At 66.8% G+C, this 18,282-nt stretch carries 14 protein-coding genes; 9 read left to right on the plus strand and 5 right to left on the minus strand.

The genetic code is table 11. From position 1 onward, the window contains the following. Positions 1–71: 71 nt before the first annotated feature. Positions 72–1,037, minus strand: coding sequence for a type II secretion system minor pseudopilin GspK (gene gspK / locus AC3WL2_RS15150; protein WP_102682928.1), 966 nt, complete (start codon positions 1,035–1,037; stop codon positions 72–74). 136 nt (positions 1,038–1,173) lie between these two features. Between gspK and tatA the strand changes: the two genes are divergently transcribed. The 8 genes from tatA (at position 1,174) to nagE (ending at position 10,136) form a co-directional block, all read left to right on the plus strand. Beyond that, entirely contained in the window at positions 1,174–1,392 is a 219-nt protein-coding gene (gene tatA / locus AC3WL2_RS15155) for a twin-arginine translocase TatA/TatE family subunit (RefSeq protein WP_102682929.1), read from the plus strand. Then, complete coding sequence (gene tatB / locus AC3WL2_RS15160; RefSeq protein WP_046854344.1) at positions 1,392–1,679, plus strand: Sec-independent protein translocase protein TatB; 288 nt, start codon at positions 1,392–1,394, stop codon at positions 1,677–1,679. The genes tatA and tatB overlap by 1 nt, the downstream gene beginning before the upstream one ends. Then, positions 1,679–2,413: a twin-arginine translocase subunit TatC gene (tatC, locus tag AC3WL2_RS15165; protein WP_102682930.1), complete on the plus strand. Its 735-nt coding sequence runs from the start codon at positions 1,679–1,681 to the stop codon at positions 2,411–2,413. Before tatB ends, tatC begins: the two co-directional genes overlap by 1 nt. A gap of 636 nt (positions 2,414–3,049) precedes the next feature. Next, a complete protein-coding gene (locus tag AC3WL2_RS15170) occupies positions 3,050–3,781 on the plus strand; it encodes a GntR family transcriptional regulator (protein WP_038706720.1) in 732 nt (243 codons plus the stop codon). A gap of 11 nt (positions 3,782–3,792) precedes the next feature. Continuing rightward, a complete protein-coding gene (nagA, locus tag AC3WL2_RS15175; RefSeq protein ID WP_102682931.1) occupies positions 3,793–4,881 on the plus strand; it encodes an N-acetylglucosamine-6-phosphate deacetylase in 1,089 nt (362 codons plus the stop codon). Next, positions 4,878–5,900: an SIS domain-containing protein gene (locus AC3WL2_RS15180; RefSeq protein WP_102682932.1), complete on the plus strand. Its 1,023-nt coding sequence runs from the start codon at positions 4,878–4,880 to the stop codon at positions 5,898–5,900. Before nagA ends, AC3WL2_RS15180 begins: the two co-directional genes overlap by 4 nt. A gap of 18 nt (positions 5,901–5,918) precedes the next feature. Then, positions 5,919–8,462, plus strand: a complete 2,544-nt coding sequence (gene ptsP / locus AC3WL2_RS15185) for a phosphoenolpyruvate--protein phosphotransferase (RefSeq protein WP_102682933.1) — start codon at positions 5,919–5,921, stop codon at positions 8,460–8,462. Between the two features lie 12 nt (positions 8,463–8,474). Next, the gene (gene nagE / locus AC3WL2_RS15190; RefSeq protein ID WP_102682934.1) at positions 8,475–10,136 is read left to right on the plus strand and encodes an N-acetylglucosamine-specific PTS transporter subunit IIBC; all 1,662 of its coding nucleotides are present in this window, start codon (positions 8,475–8,477) and stop codon (positions 10,134–10,136) included. Positions 10,137–10,246: 110 nt separating this feature from the next. Here the strand turns inward: nagE and AC3WL2_RS15195 are convergent, their stop codons facing one another. After that, on the minus strand, positions 10,247–10,558 hold the full coding sequence (locus AC3WL2_RS15195) for a YqfO family protein (RefSeq protein WP_023632229.1): 312 nt from the start codon (positions 10,556–10,558) through the stop codon (positions 10,247–10,249). Between the two features lie 3 nt (positions 10,559–10,561). After that, on the minus strand, positions 10,562–14,461 hold the full coding sequence (gene purL, locus AC3WL2_RS15200) for a phosphoribosylformylglycinamidine synthase (RefSeq protein WP_102682935.1): 3,900 nt from the start codon (positions 14,459–14,461) through the stop codon (positions 10,562–10,564). Positions 14,462–14,750: 289 nt separating this feature from the next. On the opposite strand from purL, the gene mltF reads away from it, so the two are divergent. Continuing rightward, complete coding sequence (gene mltF / locus AC3WL2_RS15205; protein ID WP_102682936.1) at positions 14,751–16,208, plus strand: membrane-bound lytic murein transglycosylase MltF; 1,458 nt, start codon at positions 14,751–14,753, stop codon at positions 16,206–16,208. Positions 16,209–16,313: 105 nt separating this feature from the next. Here mltF and tadA read toward each other — a convergent pair whose 3' ends face one another. Both tadA and AC3WL2_RS15215 read right to left on the minus strand, forming a co-directional pair. Then, on the minus strand, positions 16,314–16,793 hold the full coding sequence (gene tadA, locus AC3WL2_RS15210; protein WP_046854335.1) for a tRNA adenosine(34) deaminase TadA: 480 nt from the start codon (positions 16,791–16,793) through the stop codon (positions 16,314–16,316). After that, positions 16,793–18,175, minus strand: a complete 1,383-nt coding sequence (locus AC3WL2_RS15215) for a multicopper oxidase family protein (protein ID WP_102682937.1) — start codon at positions 18,173–18,175, stop codon at positions 16,793–16,795. The genes tadA and AC3WL2_RS15215 overlap by 1 nt, the downstream gene beginning before the upstream one ends. Positions 18,176–18,282: the final 107 nt, after the last annotated feature.

Below are 18,282 nucleotides of genomic sequence, written 5' to 3' on the forward strand. Positions count from 1 at the left end.
CGATCAGCTTTCACCTCAATCGCGGGACAAGTCGCATCGGTACGCCGATGCGACTTGCCCCGCGATTTTTTCTACCAGGCCACCGCCTCCCTGCCCCTGACCCGCACCTGCTGCGCCGGCACCCGCGCATGCCATTGCACCACGCCCAGCGCCTCGATCTGGAACTGGCTGCGCAGCGTGCGCCCCTCTTCCTCGAACGACAGCTGCAGGACGAAATGGCCGCTGTTGAGCAGCAACCCTTCGCTTAGCCGGGCGAAGGTCTCGTCATCCACCGCCCCCAGCGCCTGGCGCAAGGCCGCGGCATCGACATACCCGGCCGCCGGGCGGCCACTGATCACACGGCTGAGCATCGAACGGGAAAACCGTCCTTCGTACATCGCCTCCAGCAACGGCAGATGCTCCAACCCCAGGGCATTGGCATTGAGCCGCCAGCCGCTGGTCGACGGCAGCGCGCAGAGCATTCGATAGCGGCCTTGCCGACCACTGTCCGGCTCCAGCAGCAGGTTGAGCTCACTGGTGTCGAGCATCGGCTGGTTGGCCGCCAGTCGCGGTGGTTGCTGGCGCAGGTACTGGGCGCTCTCGGCGCCCTGCAGGCGGGCATCGCTGTCGGCATCCAGCCAGTCGGCCAGGGCATCGACCAGCCGTTCTGCAGCCATGTCATCGCCCAACAGCTGGCGCAACTGGCGCTCGGCCCGTGGGCCATCCTCCCCCAGCAGGGCGTTGACGTTGAAGCAGCTGTGCTGGTCGATCACCCGCAACTGTGCCTTGCCGGCACCAGAATCATAGGCCAGCGGCTGCCCACGCAGGGCCTGCCAGAACAGCGGGCTGGCGCGCCAGGCCGGATCACGCAGGGCCTGGGAGGCGTAGGCCAGCCCCGCCTGCTCCATGGCCCGCACCTGCACCCGCTGGTGCAGCAGCCGCACCGCGTCCACCTGGCGCCGGCCATCCTCCACCAGCCAGGCCAGCCCCGCTGCGAGCATCGCCAGTACCACCAGCACCATCAGCAGTGCCGCGCCCTGTTGTCGCCTGCGCCCCATCCCTGTCTTCCCGTGGCCGCTGAAAAGCGCCAGTCAACACGCCAGTTGTTGCAGGCAGATGGCAGTCATGTGCCCGTCATCTGCGCAGGGCAGGATTGGCCTTCCTTTTTCTTTGACCTGACAGGAGTGGTCTTACATGGGTGGCATTGGAATCTGGCAATTGGTGATCGTGCTGTTGATCGTCTTCCTGCTGTTCGGCACCAAGCGTCTCAAGGGGCTGGGCGGTGATGTCGGCGAGGCGATCCAGGGCTTTCGCAAGTCCATGGGCGGCACTGCCGACAACACTGTCGAGCAAAAGCCGCAGGTGCTGAACAATCAGCCGGTGCAGCAGACGCAAACGGATCGTCAGGCCTGATGTTCGAGATCGGCTTCACCGAACTGCTGTTGGTGGGCATCGTCGCGCTGCTGGTGCTCGGCCCCGAGCGCCTGCCGGTGGCGGCGCGGACCCTGGGCCGTGGGCTGGGCCAGGCCCGTCGGGCACTGAATGCGTTGAAGGCGCAGGTGGAACGGGAGATCGACATGCCCGCCCTGGATGCCGCGCCGTTGCAGCGCCTGGAGCAGGAGCTGCGCCAGGGCATCCAGCTCGACGCGACGCCGGCCAATGACCCGACACCAGTCGCCCATGCCAAGGAGAGCGCTTGATGCCCCTCGCTCTCGACCAGGCGACGCGCATGCCACTGACCGATCACCTGCGCGACCTGCGCAAGCGCCTGGTGCGCTGCCTGCTGGTGATCGCGCTGGTGTTCTGCGGGCTGTTCCCCTTTGCCCAGACGCTGTACACGCACATTTCCGAACCGCTGCGCCGTTACCTCCCCGAAGGCGCCAGCATGATCGCCACCAGCGTCACCTCGCCGTTTCTTGCGCCGTTCAAGCTGACGGCGATGTGCGCGCTGTTCGTCGCCATGCCGCTGCTGCTGCACCAGGCCTGGGGCTTCATCGCCCCGGGGCTGTACCGCCGTGAACGGCGCATCGCCCTGCCCCTGCTGGTGTCGAGCATCGTGCTGTTCTACGGCGGCATGGCGTTCGCGTTCTTCCTGGTGTTCCCGATGATGTTCGGTTTCTTCGCCAGCGTGACCCCGGACGGGGTGGCGATGATGACCGACATCGGCCTGTACCTGGACTTCATCCTGGCGCTGTTTTTGGCGTTCGGCCTGGCCTTCGAGATCCCGGTGGCGACCTTCATCGTGGTCTGGGCGGGGCTGACCGACGTGGCCACGCTGCGACGCAGCCGGCCTTATGTGATCGTCGGCTGCTTCGTGGTGGGGATGATCCTGACGCCGCCGGATGTGTTTTCCCAGACCATGCTGGCGGTGCCGATGTGGGTGCTGTTCGAGGTGGGATTGCTGGCGTGTGGGTTGGTGCGGCGGGCGGAGTAAAAGGCAGGAGCCATTACTTGGTCGGGTGGCAGCCGTACTCGGAGTGAGAACCGGTCACGAAGAAAACCGATCAGGCAAGGCCTGCCCGCCTACGGCTGCCATGGCAGAGCAGCGATCTTCGTTATACGGACTCTCACGCCCGATTAAGGTGGCAGCCATGAACGGGGTGAGAATCCGGGGCACAAGAAACCCGGTCAGACCGAAGTCTGCCCGTGCACGGCTGCCATGAAGGGACTGCCGAAAAACTTGTACTCCAGGATTCTCACGCCCTGGTCACCAAATCTGGCGACCCGGTGAAGTTATCCCCGGGGTCTTTCCCCGACAACGCAGCAGCTTCCGGCAAGCACGTAGGATAGTTCCCAAGCTTTTCTGGCTGAAGCATTTGGTTTCAGGTTCGGAAATATCTGACAGGACGCTGGGGCTGCTAAGCAGCCCTTTCGCCGGCAAGCCGGCTCCCACAAAAAGCAAGCTGGGGTTGACTCTGGGACAGCCGGCTTGTCGTGGCGACGAACCGCGACGAAAGGGTCGTGAAGCGGCCCCAGCCATCTGATCAGGTACACCAATCCAGACCAGTGGTATTGACCTGGTATTAAAGTGGTATTAATTTTCATCCCACAACAATACCGGACACCGCCCATGCGTCCTCTAACCGCCCTGCGCCCCGACGACACCAGCGCCACCCCGCTCTACCTGCAGCTGGCACGCAACCTGGAGCAGGCCATCCATGCCGGCCAGTGGACCGCCGACCAGGCCCTGCCCTCGGAGCGCACCCTCAGCGAAACCCTGGACATCTCCCGGGTCACCGCGCGCAAGGCCCTGGAAGTCCTGCTCGAACAAGGCCTGATCCAGCGCATCCAGGGCTCCGGTACCTTCATCACGCCACGCCTCGAACAACCCCTGTCACGCCTGTCGAGCTTCAGCGAAATGCTGCGCATGAAAGGCTTCGTGCCCAGCTCGCAGTGGCTGGAGCGCAGCATCGGCACGCCGAGCAGCGACGAACTGATCCGCCTCGGCCTGTCGCCCACCGACCAGGTGGCCCACCTCAAGCGCCTGCGCAAGGCCGACGACATCGTCATGGCGGTGGAGGTCAGCACCCTGCCCGCCCGCCTGCTCGGCGACCCGCAGGCCATCGGCGATTCGCTGTACCAGCACCTCGACCAACTCGGCCGCCCGGTGGTCCGCGCCCTGCAACATATCCGCGCGATCAACGCCAGCGACGAACTGGCCGCCCAGGTGGGCATCGCCCCCGGCACCGCCATGCTGCTGATGACCCGCATCGGCTACCTCGACGACAACACCGCCATCGAGCTGACCGACACCTACTGCCGCAACGACTACTACGACTTCGTCGCCGAACTGCGACGCTGACCGGAGCCCCCATGGACATCGCCAACATCCTCACCCCCGACGGCTGGGTGCGCGGACAACTGCACCTCGAAAACGGCCGCATACAGGCCATCGAGGGCACGCCGTGCGACCCGCTGACCAACGACCTGCCCTACCTGTTGCCCGGTTTCATCGACCTGCATGTGCACGGCGGCGGGGGCAGCGACATCATGCAAGGCGGTGAGGCCTTCGCCACCATCGCCCGCACCCATCGGCGCTTCGGCACCACCTCGCTGCTGGCCACTACCATGACCGCACCACGCGAGGAACTGGCCAGCGTGCTGGGCGAACTGGGCGCGCACCTCAAGCAACCGCGCCAGGGCGCGCGCATTCTCGGCGTGCATCTGGAAGGCCCGTACATCAATCCCGGCAAGCTCGGCGCACAGCCGAACTTCGCCCACCAGGCGCTACTCGACGAGGTCGAGGAATACCTGGCCCTGGCACCGATCAAGGTCATCACCATCGCCCCGGAAATCGCCGGGCACCTGCCGCTGATCCAGGCCTTGAGCCAGCGCGGCATCCGCCTGCAGATCGGCCACACCCTGGGCAGCTACGAGGAAGGCGTGGCGGCGCTGGAAGCCGGCGCCAGCAGCTTCACCCACCTGTACAACGCCATGAGCCCGCTGCACCACCGCGAGCCGGGCATCGTCGGCGCGGCCCTGGCCCACGCCCGCTACGCCGAGCTGATCCCCGACCTGCTGCACGTGCACCCCGGGGCGATCAAGGTGGCCCTGCGCGCGATCCCGTGCCTGTACTGCGTCACCGACTCCACTGCCGCCGCCGGCATGCCCGACGGCGAATACCGCCTGGGCAGCCACACCGTGACCAAGTGCCTGGGCGGCGTGCGCCTGCCCGACGGCACCCTGGCCGGCAGCACCCTGACCATGGACCAGGCCCTGCGCAACCTGGTGAAGATCGGCCTGCCCCTGGCCGAGGCCTCCGCGCGCCTGTCCCGCTACCCCGCCGATTACCTCGGTATCGCAGACCGTGGCCGCCTGCAACCAGGCGCCTGGGCCGACGCGGTGCTGCTCGATCGCCAACTGAACCTGACCGCCGTGATGGTCGAAGGAGAAACCGCATGAGCTCAAGGATGCTCGAAGAAGCCCGCAGCTGCGCCGATGTCGTCGAACGACAGAACCAGGCGCTGGACCCGCGCCTGGAAACCCTGAGCGAACAGCTGCGCCGGCTCGACCCGCAAGTGGCGCTGACCGTGGCCCGCGGCAGTTCGGATCACGCCGCCAGTTACTTCGCCTATGTCGCCATGCAGCAACTCGGCCTGCCAGTGGCCTCGCTGCCGATGTCGGTGGTGACCTTGCAGCAGGCGCCGCTGCGGGTGCGCGGCCAGGTGGCGCTGGGCTTCTCGCAGTCGGGGCAGAGCCCGGACCTGGTCGACAGCCTGCGTCGCCTGAACCAGTGCGGCGCGACCACCGTGTCGCTGGTCAATGCCGAGGGCTCGCCGCTGGAGCAGGCCTGCCAGCACCACCTGCCGCTGGGCGCCGGCCCCGAGCTGTCGGTGGCGGCGACCAAGAGCTTCGTCGCCACCCTGAGCGCCAGCGCCCGCCTGGTCGCCCATTGGGGCCAGGACCGCGCCCTGCTGGCAGCCGGCCTTGCCCTGCCCGCGCAATTGCGTGAAGCCGCCGCCCAGGACTGGAGCCCGGCCCTCGCCACCTTGCGCGATGCCGAACGGCTGATGGTGATCGGCCGTGGCGCCGGCTTTGCCATCGCCCAGGAAGCGGCGCTCAAGCTCAAGGAAACCTCGGTGATCCAGGCCGAGGCCTTCAGCAGCGCCGAGGTGCGCCACGGCCCCATGGCGCTGATCGACGCCCAGTACCCGCTGCTGGTGTTCGCCCCGCGCGGCGTCGAGCAGGCCGGCCTGCTGCAACTGGCCGCCGACATGCGCCAGCGCGGCGCTCATGTGCTGCTGGCGGCGCCGGCCGATATCGCCGGGCGCGACCTCACCCTGAGCTGCGCCGAACACCCGGCCCTGGACCCGCTGCTGGCAATCCAGAGCTTCTACGTCATGGCCGCGGCCCTGGCCGAGGCCCGTGGCCTCGACCCCGATCAGCCGCGCCACCTGAGCAAAGTGACCTGCACGCAGTGAAGCCGCGAGGAACAGCGCATGCCCGACAATAACAAGATCATCCTCCATGCCCCGCTCGCCGGGCCGCTGGTGCCGCTGGAGCAAGTGCCAGACCCGGTGTTCAGCAGCGCCACCCTCGGTGACGGCGTCGCCATCGACCCACTCAACGACGTGCTGCACGCCCCGTGTGCCGGCGAGGTGGTGCAACTGGCCCGCACCGGCCACGCGCTGACCCTGCGCGCAACCAACGGCGCGGAAATCCTCCTGCATATCGGTGTCGACACCGTGCAACTGCAGGGCCGTGGTTTCTCGCCGTTGGTGGCGCTGGGCGACCAGGTCAGCCAAGGCCAGCCGCTGGTGCGCTTCGACATGGACCAAGTGGCGCAGCACTGTGTCAGCCTGGTTACGGTGATGCTGATCAGCAATGGCCCTGGCTTTGGCCTGAGGCGACTGGAGGCAGGTAATGCGCAACTTGGCGCGGCGCTGCTGGAGGTCGAGGCCACGGGTCGTGAAGCGAATGCCCGGCCGGTCAGCCATGAAAGCGCGCGCGGTCATGCCCGGGTCGCTCATCACGGCGGCCTGCACGCCCGCCCCGCCGCCTTGCTGCGCCAGACTGCGCAAGGCTTCCAGAGCCGAGCCATGCTGCGCTTCGCCGAGCGCGAGGCCGACCTCGACAGCCTGGTGGCGGTCATGGGCCTGGGTGTTGGCGAAGGTGCCGAAGTCGAACTGATCTGCACCGGGCCGGACAGCCAGGTCGCACTGCAGGCGTTGATCGCCGCCGTGCAGACGGCCTCGGTCGGTGAGCGCCATGCCACGCACGCGCCGACCGGCACCGCCATGCCCAAGCCCGCTGCCGGGCCCGGCATGCTAACCGGTGTCTGCGCCGCCCCCGGCTTGGCCCAAGGGCCACTGGCCCGGCTGGACGGGGTCAGCCTGCCGCCCGACAACGGCGACAACGACCCCGCCGCACAGCACCAGGCGTTGAACACGGCCTTGGCCGAAGTGCGCCATGCCATCGACCGCGACTGGCGTCACCTGCCGCGCGGCCAGGAGGACGCGGCCGCGATCCTCGAGGCCCACCTGGCCTTGCTCGACGATCCGGCCCTGCTCGGCGACGCCCGCCAGCATATCGCCAACGGCGTCGCCGCCAGCCATGCCTGGAGCCGTGCCATCGATACCCAGTGCCAGATCCTGCGCAGCCTGGGCAACCCATTGCTGGCCGAGCGCGCCAACGACCTGTACGACCTGCAGCAGCGTGTTCTGCGGGCCTTGCTTGGTGAAACCCGGCAACTGCGCCTGCCGCCCTCGGCCATTGTCGTCGCCCATGAACTGACGCCCTCCGACCTGCTGCTACTGGCCCGCCATGAGGTCGCCGGGCTGTGCATGGCCGCCGGCGGCGCCACCTCGCACGTCGCCATCCTTGCCCGCGCCCGCGGCCTGCCGTGCCTGGTGGCCGTCGGCGAAGCGCTGCTGGAGTTGCCCGCCGGCACGCCGCTGGTGCTGGACGCCGACCAGGGCCGCCTGGAAACCGAGGCTGATGCGCAGCGCCTGGCCGAGGTGCAGCGTCATGTGCAACAGCGCCGCGAAACCCGCCAGCGCCAGCAGGCCACCGCCCAGCAGAGCGCCCGCACCCGTGATGGCCAAGTGATCGAGGTCGCCGCCAATGTCGCCAGTGCCGAGGAGGCCGCCGAGGCCTTGGCCCAAGGCGCCGACGGCATCGGCCTGCTGCGCAGCGAGTTCCTGTTCATCGACCGCCCCACCGCGCCGGACGAGACGCAGCAGCGCAGCGCCTACCAGGCCGTGCTCGATGCCATGGGCGAGCGTCCGGTGATCATCCGTACCATTGATGTAGGCGGCGACAAGCAGCTCGACTACCTGCCCCTGCCGGCCGAGGCCAACCCGGTACTGGGCCTGCGCGGCATCCGCCTGGGCCAGGTGCGCCCGGAGTTGCTTGACCAGCAGTTGCGCGCGCTGCTGCAAGTCAGCCCGCAACAGCGTTGCCGGATCATGCTGCCGATGGTGACCGAAGTCGACGAGCTGATCGCCATCCGCCAGCGCCTGGACCGGCTGGCCGGCGAGCTGGGCATCGCGCAACGCGCCGAGCTGGGGGTGATGATCGAAGTCCCCGCCGCGGCGCTGCTCGCCGAGCGCCTGGCCGAACATGCCGATTTCTTCTCCATCGGCACCAACGACCTGTCCCAGTACACCTTGGCCATGGACCGCGACCACGCCGGCCTGGCTGCGCGGGTGGATGCCTTGCACCCCGCCTTGCTGCGCCTGATCGAGCTGACCTGCCAGGGCGCGGCGAAGCACGGGCGCTGGGTCGGCGTGTGCGGCGCGCTGGCCTCCGACCCGCTGGCCACGCCGGTGCTGGTCGGGCTTGGGGTGGCCGAGCTGTCGGTCAGCGCGCCGCAGATCGGCGAGATCAAGGCGCAGGTGCGCCAGCTCGATGCCACCGCCTGCCGCCGCTTCAGCCAAGGCCTGCTGGGCTTGTCCAACGCCGCCGCGGTGCGCCAGGCCTGCCGCGACTTCACCGCCCAGTCCCACGCCCAACCGGCCGCCGCCGCGGCCCTACAACAATAATCGGAGCGCACCATGTACCAGCACTTCATCCAGGGCCTGCAACGGCTCGGCCGCGCCTTGATGCTGCCCATCGCCATCCTGCCCATCGCCGGCCTGTTGCTGCGCCTGGGCGACACCGACCTGCTCGACATCGCCCTGGTGCATGACGCAGGGCAAGCGATCTTCGCCAACCTGGCGCTGATCTTCGCCGTCGGCATCGCCGTGGGCTTCGCCCGCGACAACAACGGCACCGCCGGCCTGGCCGGGGCCATCGGCTACCTGGTGCTGGTGGCGACGCTGAAGGTGATCGATGCGAAGATCGACATGGGCATGCTCGCCGGAATCATCTGCGGTCTGCTCGGCGGTGGCCTGTACAACCGCTTCAAGGACATCCAGCTGCCGGACTACCTGGCGTTCTTCGGCGGCCGGCGCTTCGTGCCGATTGCCACCGGGGTGTCGGCGGTGTTCCTCGGGCTGCTGTTCGGACTGATCTGGCCACCGATCCAGCATGGCATCAACGACCTTGGCCAACTGATGCTGGAGAGCGGCAGCATCGGCGCGTTCTTCTTCGGTGTGCTCAACCGCCTGCTGATCATCACCGGCCTGCACCACATCCTCAACAACCTGGTGTGGTTCGTCTTCGGCAGCTTCCAGGCGGCCAGCGGCCAGGTGGTGACCGGCGACCTGGCGCGCTTCTTCGCCGGTGACCCGAACGCCGGGCAGTTCATGGCCGGCATGTTCCCGGTGATGATCTTCGGCCTGCCCGCCGCGTGCCTGGCCATGTACCGCCACGCCCTGCCAGCCCGGCGCAAGCTGATCGGTGGCGTGCTGTTGTCGATGGCACTGACCTCGGCGCTGACCGGGGTGACCGAGCCGATCGAGTTCGCCTTCATGTTCCTCGCGCCGCTGCTGTACCTGATCCACGCGCTGCTCACCGGAGTGTCCATGGCGGTCTGCGACCTGCTGGGCATCCGCCTGGGCTTCACCTTCTCCGGCGGCGCCATCGACATGGCCCTGGGCTGGGGGCGCTCCAGCAACGGTTGGCTGGTGTTCCCTGTAGGCCTGCTGTATGCGGTGGTCTACTACTTCGTGTTCGACTTCTGTATCCGCCGCTTCGACCTCAAGACACCAGGGCGCGAGGAGCAACCCGGCAACGAAGCGGCGGCCGGCGTGGAGGTGCCCAGGGCCCGGCGCTATATCGACGCACTGGGCGGCGCCGCCAACCTGCAAGGGGTGGACGCCTGCACCACGCGCCTGCGCCTGGTACTGGCCGATCGCGGCCTGGCCCAGGACCAGGCCTTGAAAGCCCTCGGCGCCATGGCGGTGGTACGGCCTGGCAGCGGCGGCAGCCTCCAAGTGGTGGTGGGGCCGATGGCTGATGCGCTGGCCGATGAGATCCGTGGTGAGCTACCCCATGCGCGGGTGACGGCACCGGTGGCCGAGAAGACCGCCGTGGTCACCGAGGCGGTCGTCGTGGATGAATGGCTGCAGGCCCTGGGCGGGCGCGACAATCTGCTGGAAGCGCGGTGCGTGGCCTCGAGCCGGGTGCGGGTGCAAGTCAGGGATGAGAGCAAGGTGGCACAGGATCACCTGGCCGCCTTGGGATGCCTGGGAGTGAGTCCGCAGGCGGGTGGCGTGTGGCATCTGCTGGTAGGTGGCAAGGCGCCTGCGCTGGGCGCCGCCTTGCAAGGCTGAAAAGCATCGCGGGGCAAGTCGCATCGGCGCACCGCCGCTCCCACGAATTTGCTTCGTGAGAGCGGCGGTGCGCCGATGCGACTTGCCCCGCGATGTCATTCAACGTTTTCCTAGAAATCGGCCAGCGGCCAGACCTCATAGGCAGGTGTTTCATACGGGTGGCTCTGCTTGAGCGCAGCGACCACCTGGGCGATCAGCGCATCAGCCACCACCAGCTCCACCTTCCACTCCTCGACCACCTCGACCTGACCGGTCTGCCCGAGGTACGGCTGGCTGCCGTGCAACGGGCGGAACTGGCCCTGGCCGAGGGTCTGCCAGGCGCAGTGGTCATAGTCGCCAATGCGCCCGCCTCCAGCGGCGAACACGGCGGCCTTGACCACTTCGACATGGCTGTCGGGGACGAAGAAGGCGAGCTTGTACACGCCTTAGTTCACCCACACACGTGCATTGCGGAACATGCGCATCAGGGCTGCGTCTTCCTGCCACTCATCCGGGCGCCAGGAGTTCTGCACGGCGCGGAACATACGCTCCGGGTGCGGCATCATGATGGTCACGCGGCCGTCGCGGCTGGTCAGGCCGGTGATCCCGCGCGGCGAGCCGTTCGGGTTGGCCGGGTAGGCTTCGGTGACCTTGCCGTGGTTGTCGACGTAGCGCAGGGCCACGCAACCGGACAGGTCGGCTTCCAGCAGTGCCTCTTCGTTGGCGAACTCGGCATGGCCTTCACCGTGGGCGATGGCGATCGGCATGCGCGAACCGGCCATGCCCTGCAGGAAGATCGAGTTGGACTTCTGCACCTCGACCATGGCCACACGGGCTTCGAACTGCTCCGAGCGGTTGCGCACGAAGTGCGGCCAGTACTCGGTGCCCGGGATCAGCTCGTGCAGGTTGGACATCATCTGGCAACCGTTGCACACGCCCAGGGCGAAGCTGTCGGTACGCTCGAAGAAGGCCTGGAAGGCATCGCGGGCACGGGCGTTGAACAGCGCCGACTTGGCCCAACCCTCACCGGCACCGAGCACGTCGCCGTAGGAGAAGCCGCCGCAGGCCACCAGGCCCTTGAACGCTTCGAAATCGACACGACCCGACAGGATGTCGCTCATGTGCACGTCGACGGCGGCGAAGCCGGCGCGGTCGAAGGCCGCGGCCATCTCGACCTGGCCGTTGACGCCCTGCTCGCGCAGGATCGCCACTTGCGGGCGCACGCCTTTCTTGATGTACGGGGCGGCGATGTCTTCGTTGACGTCATAGCCGAGCTTGACCGAGAGGCCTGGGTTGTCTTCCTCGAGCAGCGCGTCGAACTCCTGGTCGGCGCAGTCGGCGTTGTCGCGCAGGCGCTGAACCTGGTAGCTGGTCTCGGCCCACTGGCGCTGCAGCAGGCGACGGTCGCCCTTGAACAGCTCTTCGCCTTCGAACTTGATCAGCACTTCACCGTTGTTGATCGGCTGGCCGATCACCGCGACGCAATCCTCGCCCAGGCCTGCGGCGCTGAACTGCGCCAGCACATCCGGCGTGGCGTCCTGACGGACCTGGATCACCGCGCCCAGTTCTTCGTTGAAGAGGATGGCCGCGACTTTCTCGCGCTTGCTGGTCAGGGTGCCCAGCTCCACATCCAGGCCGCAGTGGCCGGCGAAGGCCATCTCCAGCACGGTGGTCAGCAGGCCACCGTCGGAACGGTCGTGGTAGGCCAGCAGGTGGCCGTCTTCGTTCAGGCCCTGGATCACCGCGAAGAACGCCTTGAGGTCCTCGGCGTCGTCGACGTCCGGCGCCTGGGCAGCCAGCTTGCCGTGGGTCTGCGCCAGGATCGAGGCGCCCATGCGGTTCTTGCCACGGCCCAGGTCGATCAGGATCAGGTCGGTCTCGCCCTTGTCCATGCGCAGCTGCGGGGTCAGGGTCTTGCGGATATCGGTGACCGGGGCGAAGCCGGTGATGATCAGCGACATCGGCGAGGTAACGCTCTTCTGCTCGCCCGCTTCGCTCCACTGGGTCTTCATCGACATCGAGTCTTTACCGACCGGGATGGTGATGCCCAGTTCCGGGCACAGCTCCATGCCGACGGCCTTGACGGTGTCGTACAGGCGGGCGTCTTCGCCCGGGTGGCCGGCGGCGGACATCCAGTTGGCCGACAGTTTGATGTCGGACAGCTTCTCGATGCGCGAGGCAGCCAGGTTGGTGAGGGTTTCGCCAATTGCCATGCGCCCGGACGCCGGGGCATCGAGCAGGGCCAGCGGGGTACGCTCGCCCATGGCCATGGCTTCGCCGGTGTAGACGTCGAAGCTGGTGGCGGTGACGGCGCAGTCGGCCACCGGTACCTGCCACGGGCCGACCATCTGGTCGCGGGCCACGAGGCCGGTGATGGTGCGGTCGCCGATGGTGATCAGGAAGCTCTTGCTGGCCACGGCCGGGTGACGCAGCACGCGCTCGACCGAGTCGGTCAGGTCCAGCGTGCTCGGGTCGAACTCATCGCCCAGCTCCGCTTCGCGAGTGACCGAACGGTGCATGCGCGGCGGCTTGCCCAGCAGCACGTCCAGCGGCATGTCCACCGGGGTGTTGTCGAAGTGGCTGTCGGTGACGGTCAGGTGCGGCTCTTCGGTGGCCTCGCCGACCACCGCGAACGGGCAACGCTCGCGCTCGCAGATGGCCTGGAAGCGCTCGAAGTCCTCGGCGCTGACCGCCAGCACGTAGCGCTCCTGCGATTCGTTGGACCAGATTTCGTGCGGGGCCATGCCCGGCTCGTCGTTGGGCACGTTGCGCAGCTCGAAGCGACCACCACGGCCACCGTCGTTGACCAGCTCGGGGAAGGCGTTGGAAATGCCACCAGCGCCGACGTCGTGGATAAAGGCGATGGGGTTCTTGTCACCCAGCTGCCAGCAGCGGTCGATGACCTCCTGGCAACGACGCTCCATTTCCGGGTTCTCGCGCTGCACCGAGGCGAAGTCCAGGTCGGCGGAGCTGGCGCCGGTGGCAACCGACGAAGCGGCGCCGCCACCCAGGCCGATCAGCATGGCCGGGCCGCCAAGCACGATCAGCTTGGCGCCGACGGTGATCTCGCCCTTCTGCACGTGGTCTTCACGGATGTTGCCCATGCCGCCGGCCAGCATGATCGGCTTGTGGTAGCCGCGCACCTCTTCGCCGTGCGGGGTGTTGATGCCCTGCTCGAAGGTACGGAAATAGCCGGTCAGGGCCGGGCGACCGAATTCGTTGTTGAACGCGGCGCCGCCCAGCGGGCCTTCGATCATGATGTCGAGGGCGTCGACGATGCGCTCGGGCTTGCCGTACGGCTTTTCCCAAGGCTGCTCGAAACCGGGGATGCGCAGGTTGGAGACGGTGAAACCGGTCAGGCCGGCCTTGGGCTTGGCACCACGGCCGGTGGCGCCTTCGTCGCGGATTTCGCCGCCAGAGCCGGTGGAGGCGCCGGAGAACGGAGCGATGGCGGTCGGGTGGTTGTGCGTCTCGACCTTCATCAGGATGTGCACCGGCTCCTGTACCGCGCCGTACTGACGGGTCTCAGGGTTCGGGAAGAAGCGCCCGGCCACCGAACCGACGATCACCGAGGCGTTGTCCTTGTAGGCCGACAGCACGCCTTCGTTATGCATCTGGTAGGTGTTCTTGATCATGCCGAACAGGCTCTTCTCTTGCGCCTGGCCGTCGATGTCCCAGCTGGCGTTGAAGATCTTGTGGCGGCAGTGCTCGGAGTTGGCCTGGGCGAACATCATCAGTTCGATGTCGTTCGGGTTGCGCGCAAGGCCCTGGAAGGCGGCGACCAGGTAGTCGATCTCGTCTTCGGCCAGGGCCAGGCCCAGGTCGATGTTGGCCTGGGCCAGGGCGGCGCGGCCACCGGCCAGGATGTCGACCGAGGTCATCGGCTTGGGCTGGGCGTGGCTGAACAGGTCGGCGGCGTCTTCCAGCTTGCCCAGCACGCGCTGGGTCATGCGGTCGTGCAGCTCGGCGGCGATGGCCTGGGCGTCGGCGTCATTGATGTTACCGGCGACGTAGTAGGCGATACCGCGCTCCAGGCGCTGGATCGACTGCAGGCCGCAGTTGTGGGCGATGTCGCTGGCCTTGGATGCCCAGGGCGAGATGGTGCCCAGGCGCGGCACGACCAGGAACAGGCGGCCGGTCGGCTCCTGTACCGGCACGCTCGGGCCGTACTTGAGCAGACGGCCCAGCACCTGCTGCTGGTCGGCGGTCAGCTCGCCGTCGACGTCGGCGAAGTGGGCGAATTCGGCATACAAACCAGTAACAGCGGGGACTTTCTGGCTCAGTTGCTCGAGTAATTTACCGTGGCGAAAGGCAGAAAGGGCAGGAGCGCCGCGCAGGATCAACATCGTCGGGACAGCCTCAGGAAGGGGTGTGCTTAGAGGCCGTGCATTCTAGCCTAATTCGCAGGCTTTCGGCACCCGCTCTAAGCCAATGCTGCCGGGCGGTGGAACCGGACTCCGGGGTCAAAAAAGCAGCTGCAAGCTGTAAGCCTCAAGCTGCAAGAAAAAGCCAGCCGCGCGCCGCCTGCTTTTGCTTGCAGCTTGAGGCTTATGGCTTGCGGCTCGTATCAGCTAGCAGACCTGCCAACCATTGTCGAGATATGGCGCCGGCAGTCCTTTGCGTATACTGCACCCTATGTTCGCCCACACTGCTTTGCGCCAGCGTTGCGCCAAATGGCTCTTCGCAACCGGACTCTTCCTGATGCTCGGTGCCTGCGTTGAAAAACCCAGCACCCTCGAGCGCGTCAAGGAGGATGGCGTATTGCGCGTGATTACCCGCAACAGCCCGGCCACCTACTTCCAGGACCGCAACGGCGAAACCGGTTTCGAGTACGAACTGGTCAAGCGCTTCGCCGATGACCTGGGGGTGAAGCTCGAGATCGAGACCGCCGACAACCTCGACCAATTGTTCGACCAGTTGGGCAAGCCCTCCGGCCCGGTACTGGCCGCCGCCGGCCTGGTCAGCAGCGACCGCCGCGCCAGCCAGGCGAAGTTCTCCCACCCATATCTCGAGGTGACCCCGCAAGTCATCTACCGCAACGGCCGCTCGCGCCCGACCAATGCCAAGGGCTTGGTGGGCAAGAAGATCATGGTGCTCAAGGGCAGCAGCCACGCCGACCAGCTGGCCGAGCTGAAAAAGCAGAATCCGGGGCTGGAATACGAAGAATCCGACGCCGTCGAAGTGGTCGACCTGCTGCGCATGGTCGACGAAGGCCAGATCGACCTGACCCTGGTCGACTCCAACGAGCTGGCCATGAACCAGGTCTACTTCCCCAACGTGCGCGTGGCCTTCGACCTGGGCGACACCCGTGACCAGCGCTGGGCGGTGGCCGCTGGCGAAGACAACAGCCTGCTCAACGAGATCAACGAATTTCTCGACAAGTCGCAGAAGAACGGCACGCTTCAACGCCTGAAGGACCGCTACTACGGCCATGTCGATGTGTTGGGCTACGTCGGTGCCTACACCTTCGCCCAGCACCTGCAGCAACGCCTGCCCAAGTACGAGAAACACTTCAAGACCAGCTCCAAGGTCGAACAGGTGGACTGGCGGCTGCTGGCGGCGATCGGCTACCAGGAATCGATGTGGCAGCCGGAAGTCACCTCCAAGACCGGTGTGCGCGGCCTGATGATGCTGACCCAGCGCACCGCCCAGGCCATGGGCGTGTCCAACCGCCTGGACCCCCGGCAGAGCATCCAGGGCGGCGCCAAGTACTTCATGCTGGTCAAGGACCAGCTCGACGACAGCATCAAGGAGCCGGACCGCACCTGGTTCGCCCTGGCGGCCTACAACGTCGGCAGCGGCCACCTCGAAGACGCCCGCACCCTGGCCAGGCGCGAAGGCCTGAACCCGAACAAGTGGCTGGACGTGAAGAAGATGCTGCCGCGCCTGTCGCAGAAGCAGTGGTACAGCAAGACCAAGTACGGTTATGCCCGGGGCGGCGAGCCGGTGCATTTCGTCGCCAACATCCGCCGCTACTACGACATCCTCACCTGGGTCACGCAGCCGCAGCTCGAAGGCCAGGTGGCCGAGGGCAACCTGCATGTGCCTGCGGTGAACAAGGACAAGCCAGCGGAGCAAGCGGCGCCGATGTGAGTCTTCAAGGCCACTTCACCGGCAAGCCAGCCCCCCCCAATCGCCCTTCTAAAGCCGAGCACCATCCTGTGGGAGCTGGCTTGCCAGCGATGAGGCCGGCGCGGGTTAGCCCTTGGCCCGCCGAGCCTTGAAAAACTCGCTGAGGATCGCGCCACATTCCTCGGCCAGCACTCCCCCCTCGTACATCACCCGATGGTTGAGAAAACCCTGGGTGAAGAACTGCCCCTGGCTCTGCACGATCCCCGCCTTGGGCTCCAGCGCCCCATACACCACCCGCGCCACCCGCGAATGGACGATCAGCCCCGCGCACATGCTGCACGGTTCCAGCGTCACGTACAGGGTGCTGCCCGGCAGGCGGTAGTTGCTGGCGGACTTGGCCGCAGCGCGGATCGCCACCATCTCGGCGTGGGCGCTGGGGTCGCTGTCGAGGATCGGCCGGTTGAAGCCCTGGCCGAGCACCTGGCCGTGCTGCACCAGCACCGCGCCCACCGGCACCTCGCCCAGGGCCGCGCCCTGGGCCGCCAGTTCGAGGGCCAGGCGCATGAATTCCTGATCGCGGCTGCGATCGATAATCTGCGGACGCATCAGACCACCGCTATCGCGGCCATCAGGCCGGTTTCCATGTGGTCGATGACATGGCAGTGGAACATCCAGGTGCCCGGGTTATCCGCCACCAGCGCCACCTGCGCCCGCTCGTTCTTGCCCAGCAGGTAGGTATCGGTGAACCACGGCTCGACGATCTTGCGCCGATTGGAGGCGATCACCTTGAAACTCATGCCGTGCAGGTGGATCGGGTGCTGGTACTGGGTCATGTTCTTCAGCTCGAGGATATAGCTCTTGCCCTTCTGCAGCGTAGCGATGGGCCGGTCGGCACAGGTTTTGTCGGTGATGTCCCAGGCCTGGCCGTTGATCTGCCACAGACTCGGCGGCTTGCCGTTCTCGGTATTCACCGAAACCTTGCCGACCCATTCGAAATTGAAGTTGAGCTTCTCGGCATTCTCCAGGTCCGGCTCGGCAACCGGGTTCGGCGGCAGCGCCTTGGGCCAGTCGCCGGGAGTATCGCTGCTGGCCACCGAGCGCAAGGTGCCCAGGCGCACGAAGCCGTCTCGTAAAGAGACTTCCTCGCCCGCCTCGGGGATGCGGATCGCCAGGCAGATGCGCATGCCCGGCCCAAGCCAGTACTCGTCGTCCAGCGGACGCGGGGTCACCGGGTTGCCATCGAGGGCGTAGATCATCGCCTCGCAGTTGCCCTTGAGGTTCAAGCGATAGGTCCAGGTGTTGTCCAGGTTCAACAGACGCACCCGCACCACCTGCCCGGCCGGCAGCTCCGTAACCGACTCGGCCTGGCCATTGATAGTGATCAGCCGCCCGGCCGTGCCGTTGCGCGCCGCCTCGCGGGGGATGCTGAACGGCAGCCAGGCGCCCTGCTCGTCCACGTGCCAGTTCTTCAGGCTCAGCGTGCGTTCGTGCTTGAAACCGGTCGGCTCGCGCTCTTCGACGATCAGTGGGCCAACCAGCCCGCGCCCCAGTTCCTCGGAGCTGCTTACATGGGGGTGGTACCAGTAACTGCCGGCATCCGGCACACGGAACTTGTAGTCGAAATATTCACCGGGCTTGACCGGCAACTGCGACACGTACGGCACGCCGTCCATTTCCAGCGGCAGGCGGATGCCATGCCAGTGAATGGTGGTTTCCACCGGCAAGTGGTTGATGAAGCGCACCCGCAGCCACGTACCCTGGCGCACCCGCAGCTCGGTCCCCGGCGCCGACGGGCCGAAGGCCCAGGCCTCGGTCTTGAACCCCGGCACCAGCTCGACGTCCAGCGGTGCGGCGATCAGCTCGTAGTCGTGCCCGGCGTTGTCGTCCTCGACCTTGCCCAGCCAGTAACGCGCCGCGCCACCGGCGCCCAGGCCTACCACCACAAGGCCGGTCAGGCCCTTGAGCATTTGTCGACGGGTAAAGGACATCGGTGCGGGTACCTCGTTTCTGCGCGATCAAGCTGCCAGCAGGGCTGGCGATGAAGGGCGAATACGATACACCTGCATTTGCGAAATATTAAGTGAAGTCTTGTCGC

The sequence above is a fragment of the Pseudomonas sp. FW305-96 genome (assembly GCF_058783825.1).

Excerpts from the sequence above, each read along its gene's own strand:
- gspK (WP_102682928.1), bottom strand. The coding sequence starts at position 1,037 with ATGGGGCGCAGGCGACAACAGGGCGCGGCACTGCTGATGGTGCTGGTG.
- tatA (WP_102682929.1), top strand. The coding sequence starts at position 1,174 with ATGGGTGGCATTGGAATCTGGCAATTGGTGATCGTGCTGTTGATCGTC.
- tatB (WP_046854344.1), top strand. The coding sequence starts at position 1,392 with ATGTTCGAGATCGGCTTCACCGAACTGCTGTTGGTGGGCATCGTCGCG.
- tatC (WP_102682930.1), top strand. The coding sequence starts at position 1,679 with ATGCCCCTCGCTCTCGACCAGGCGACGCGCATGCCACTGACCGATCAC.
- AC3WL2_RS15170 (WP_038706720.1), top strand. The coding sequence starts at position 3,050 with ATGCGTCCTCTAACCGCCCTGCGCCCCGACGACACCAGCGCCACCCCG.
- nagA (WP_102682931.1), top strand. The coding sequence starts at position 3,793 with ATGGACATCGCCAACATCCTCACCCCCGACGGCTGGGTGCGCGGACAA.
- AC3WL2_RS15180 (WP_102682932.1), top strand. The coding sequence starts at position 4,878 with ATGAGCTCAAGGATGCTCGAAGAAGCCCGCAGCTGCGCCGATGTCGTC.
- ptsP (WP_102682933.1), top strand. The coding sequence starts at position 5,919 with ATGCCCGACAATAACAAGATCATCCTCCATGCCCCGCTCGCCGGGCCG.
- nagE (WP_102682934.1), top strand. The coding sequence starts at position 8,475 with ATGTACCAGCACTTCATCCAGGGCCTGCAACGGCTCGGCCGCGCCTTG.
- purL (WP_102682935.1), bottom strand. The coding sequence starts at position 14,461 with ATGTTGATCCTGCGCGGCGCTCCTGCCCTTTCTGCCTTTCGCCACGGT.
- mltF (WP_102682936.1), top strand. The coding sequence starts at position 14,751 with ATGTTCGCCCACACTGCTTTGCGCCAGCGTTGCGCCAAATGGCTCTTC.
- tadA (WP_046854335.1), bottom strand. The coding sequence starts at position 16,793 with ATGCGTCCGCAGATTATCGATCGCAGCCGCGATCAGGAATTCATGCGC.
- AC3WL2_RS15215 (WP_102682937.1), bottom strand. The coding sequence starts at position 18,175 with ATGTCCTTTACCCGTCGACAAATGCTCAAGGGCCTGACCGGCCTTGTG.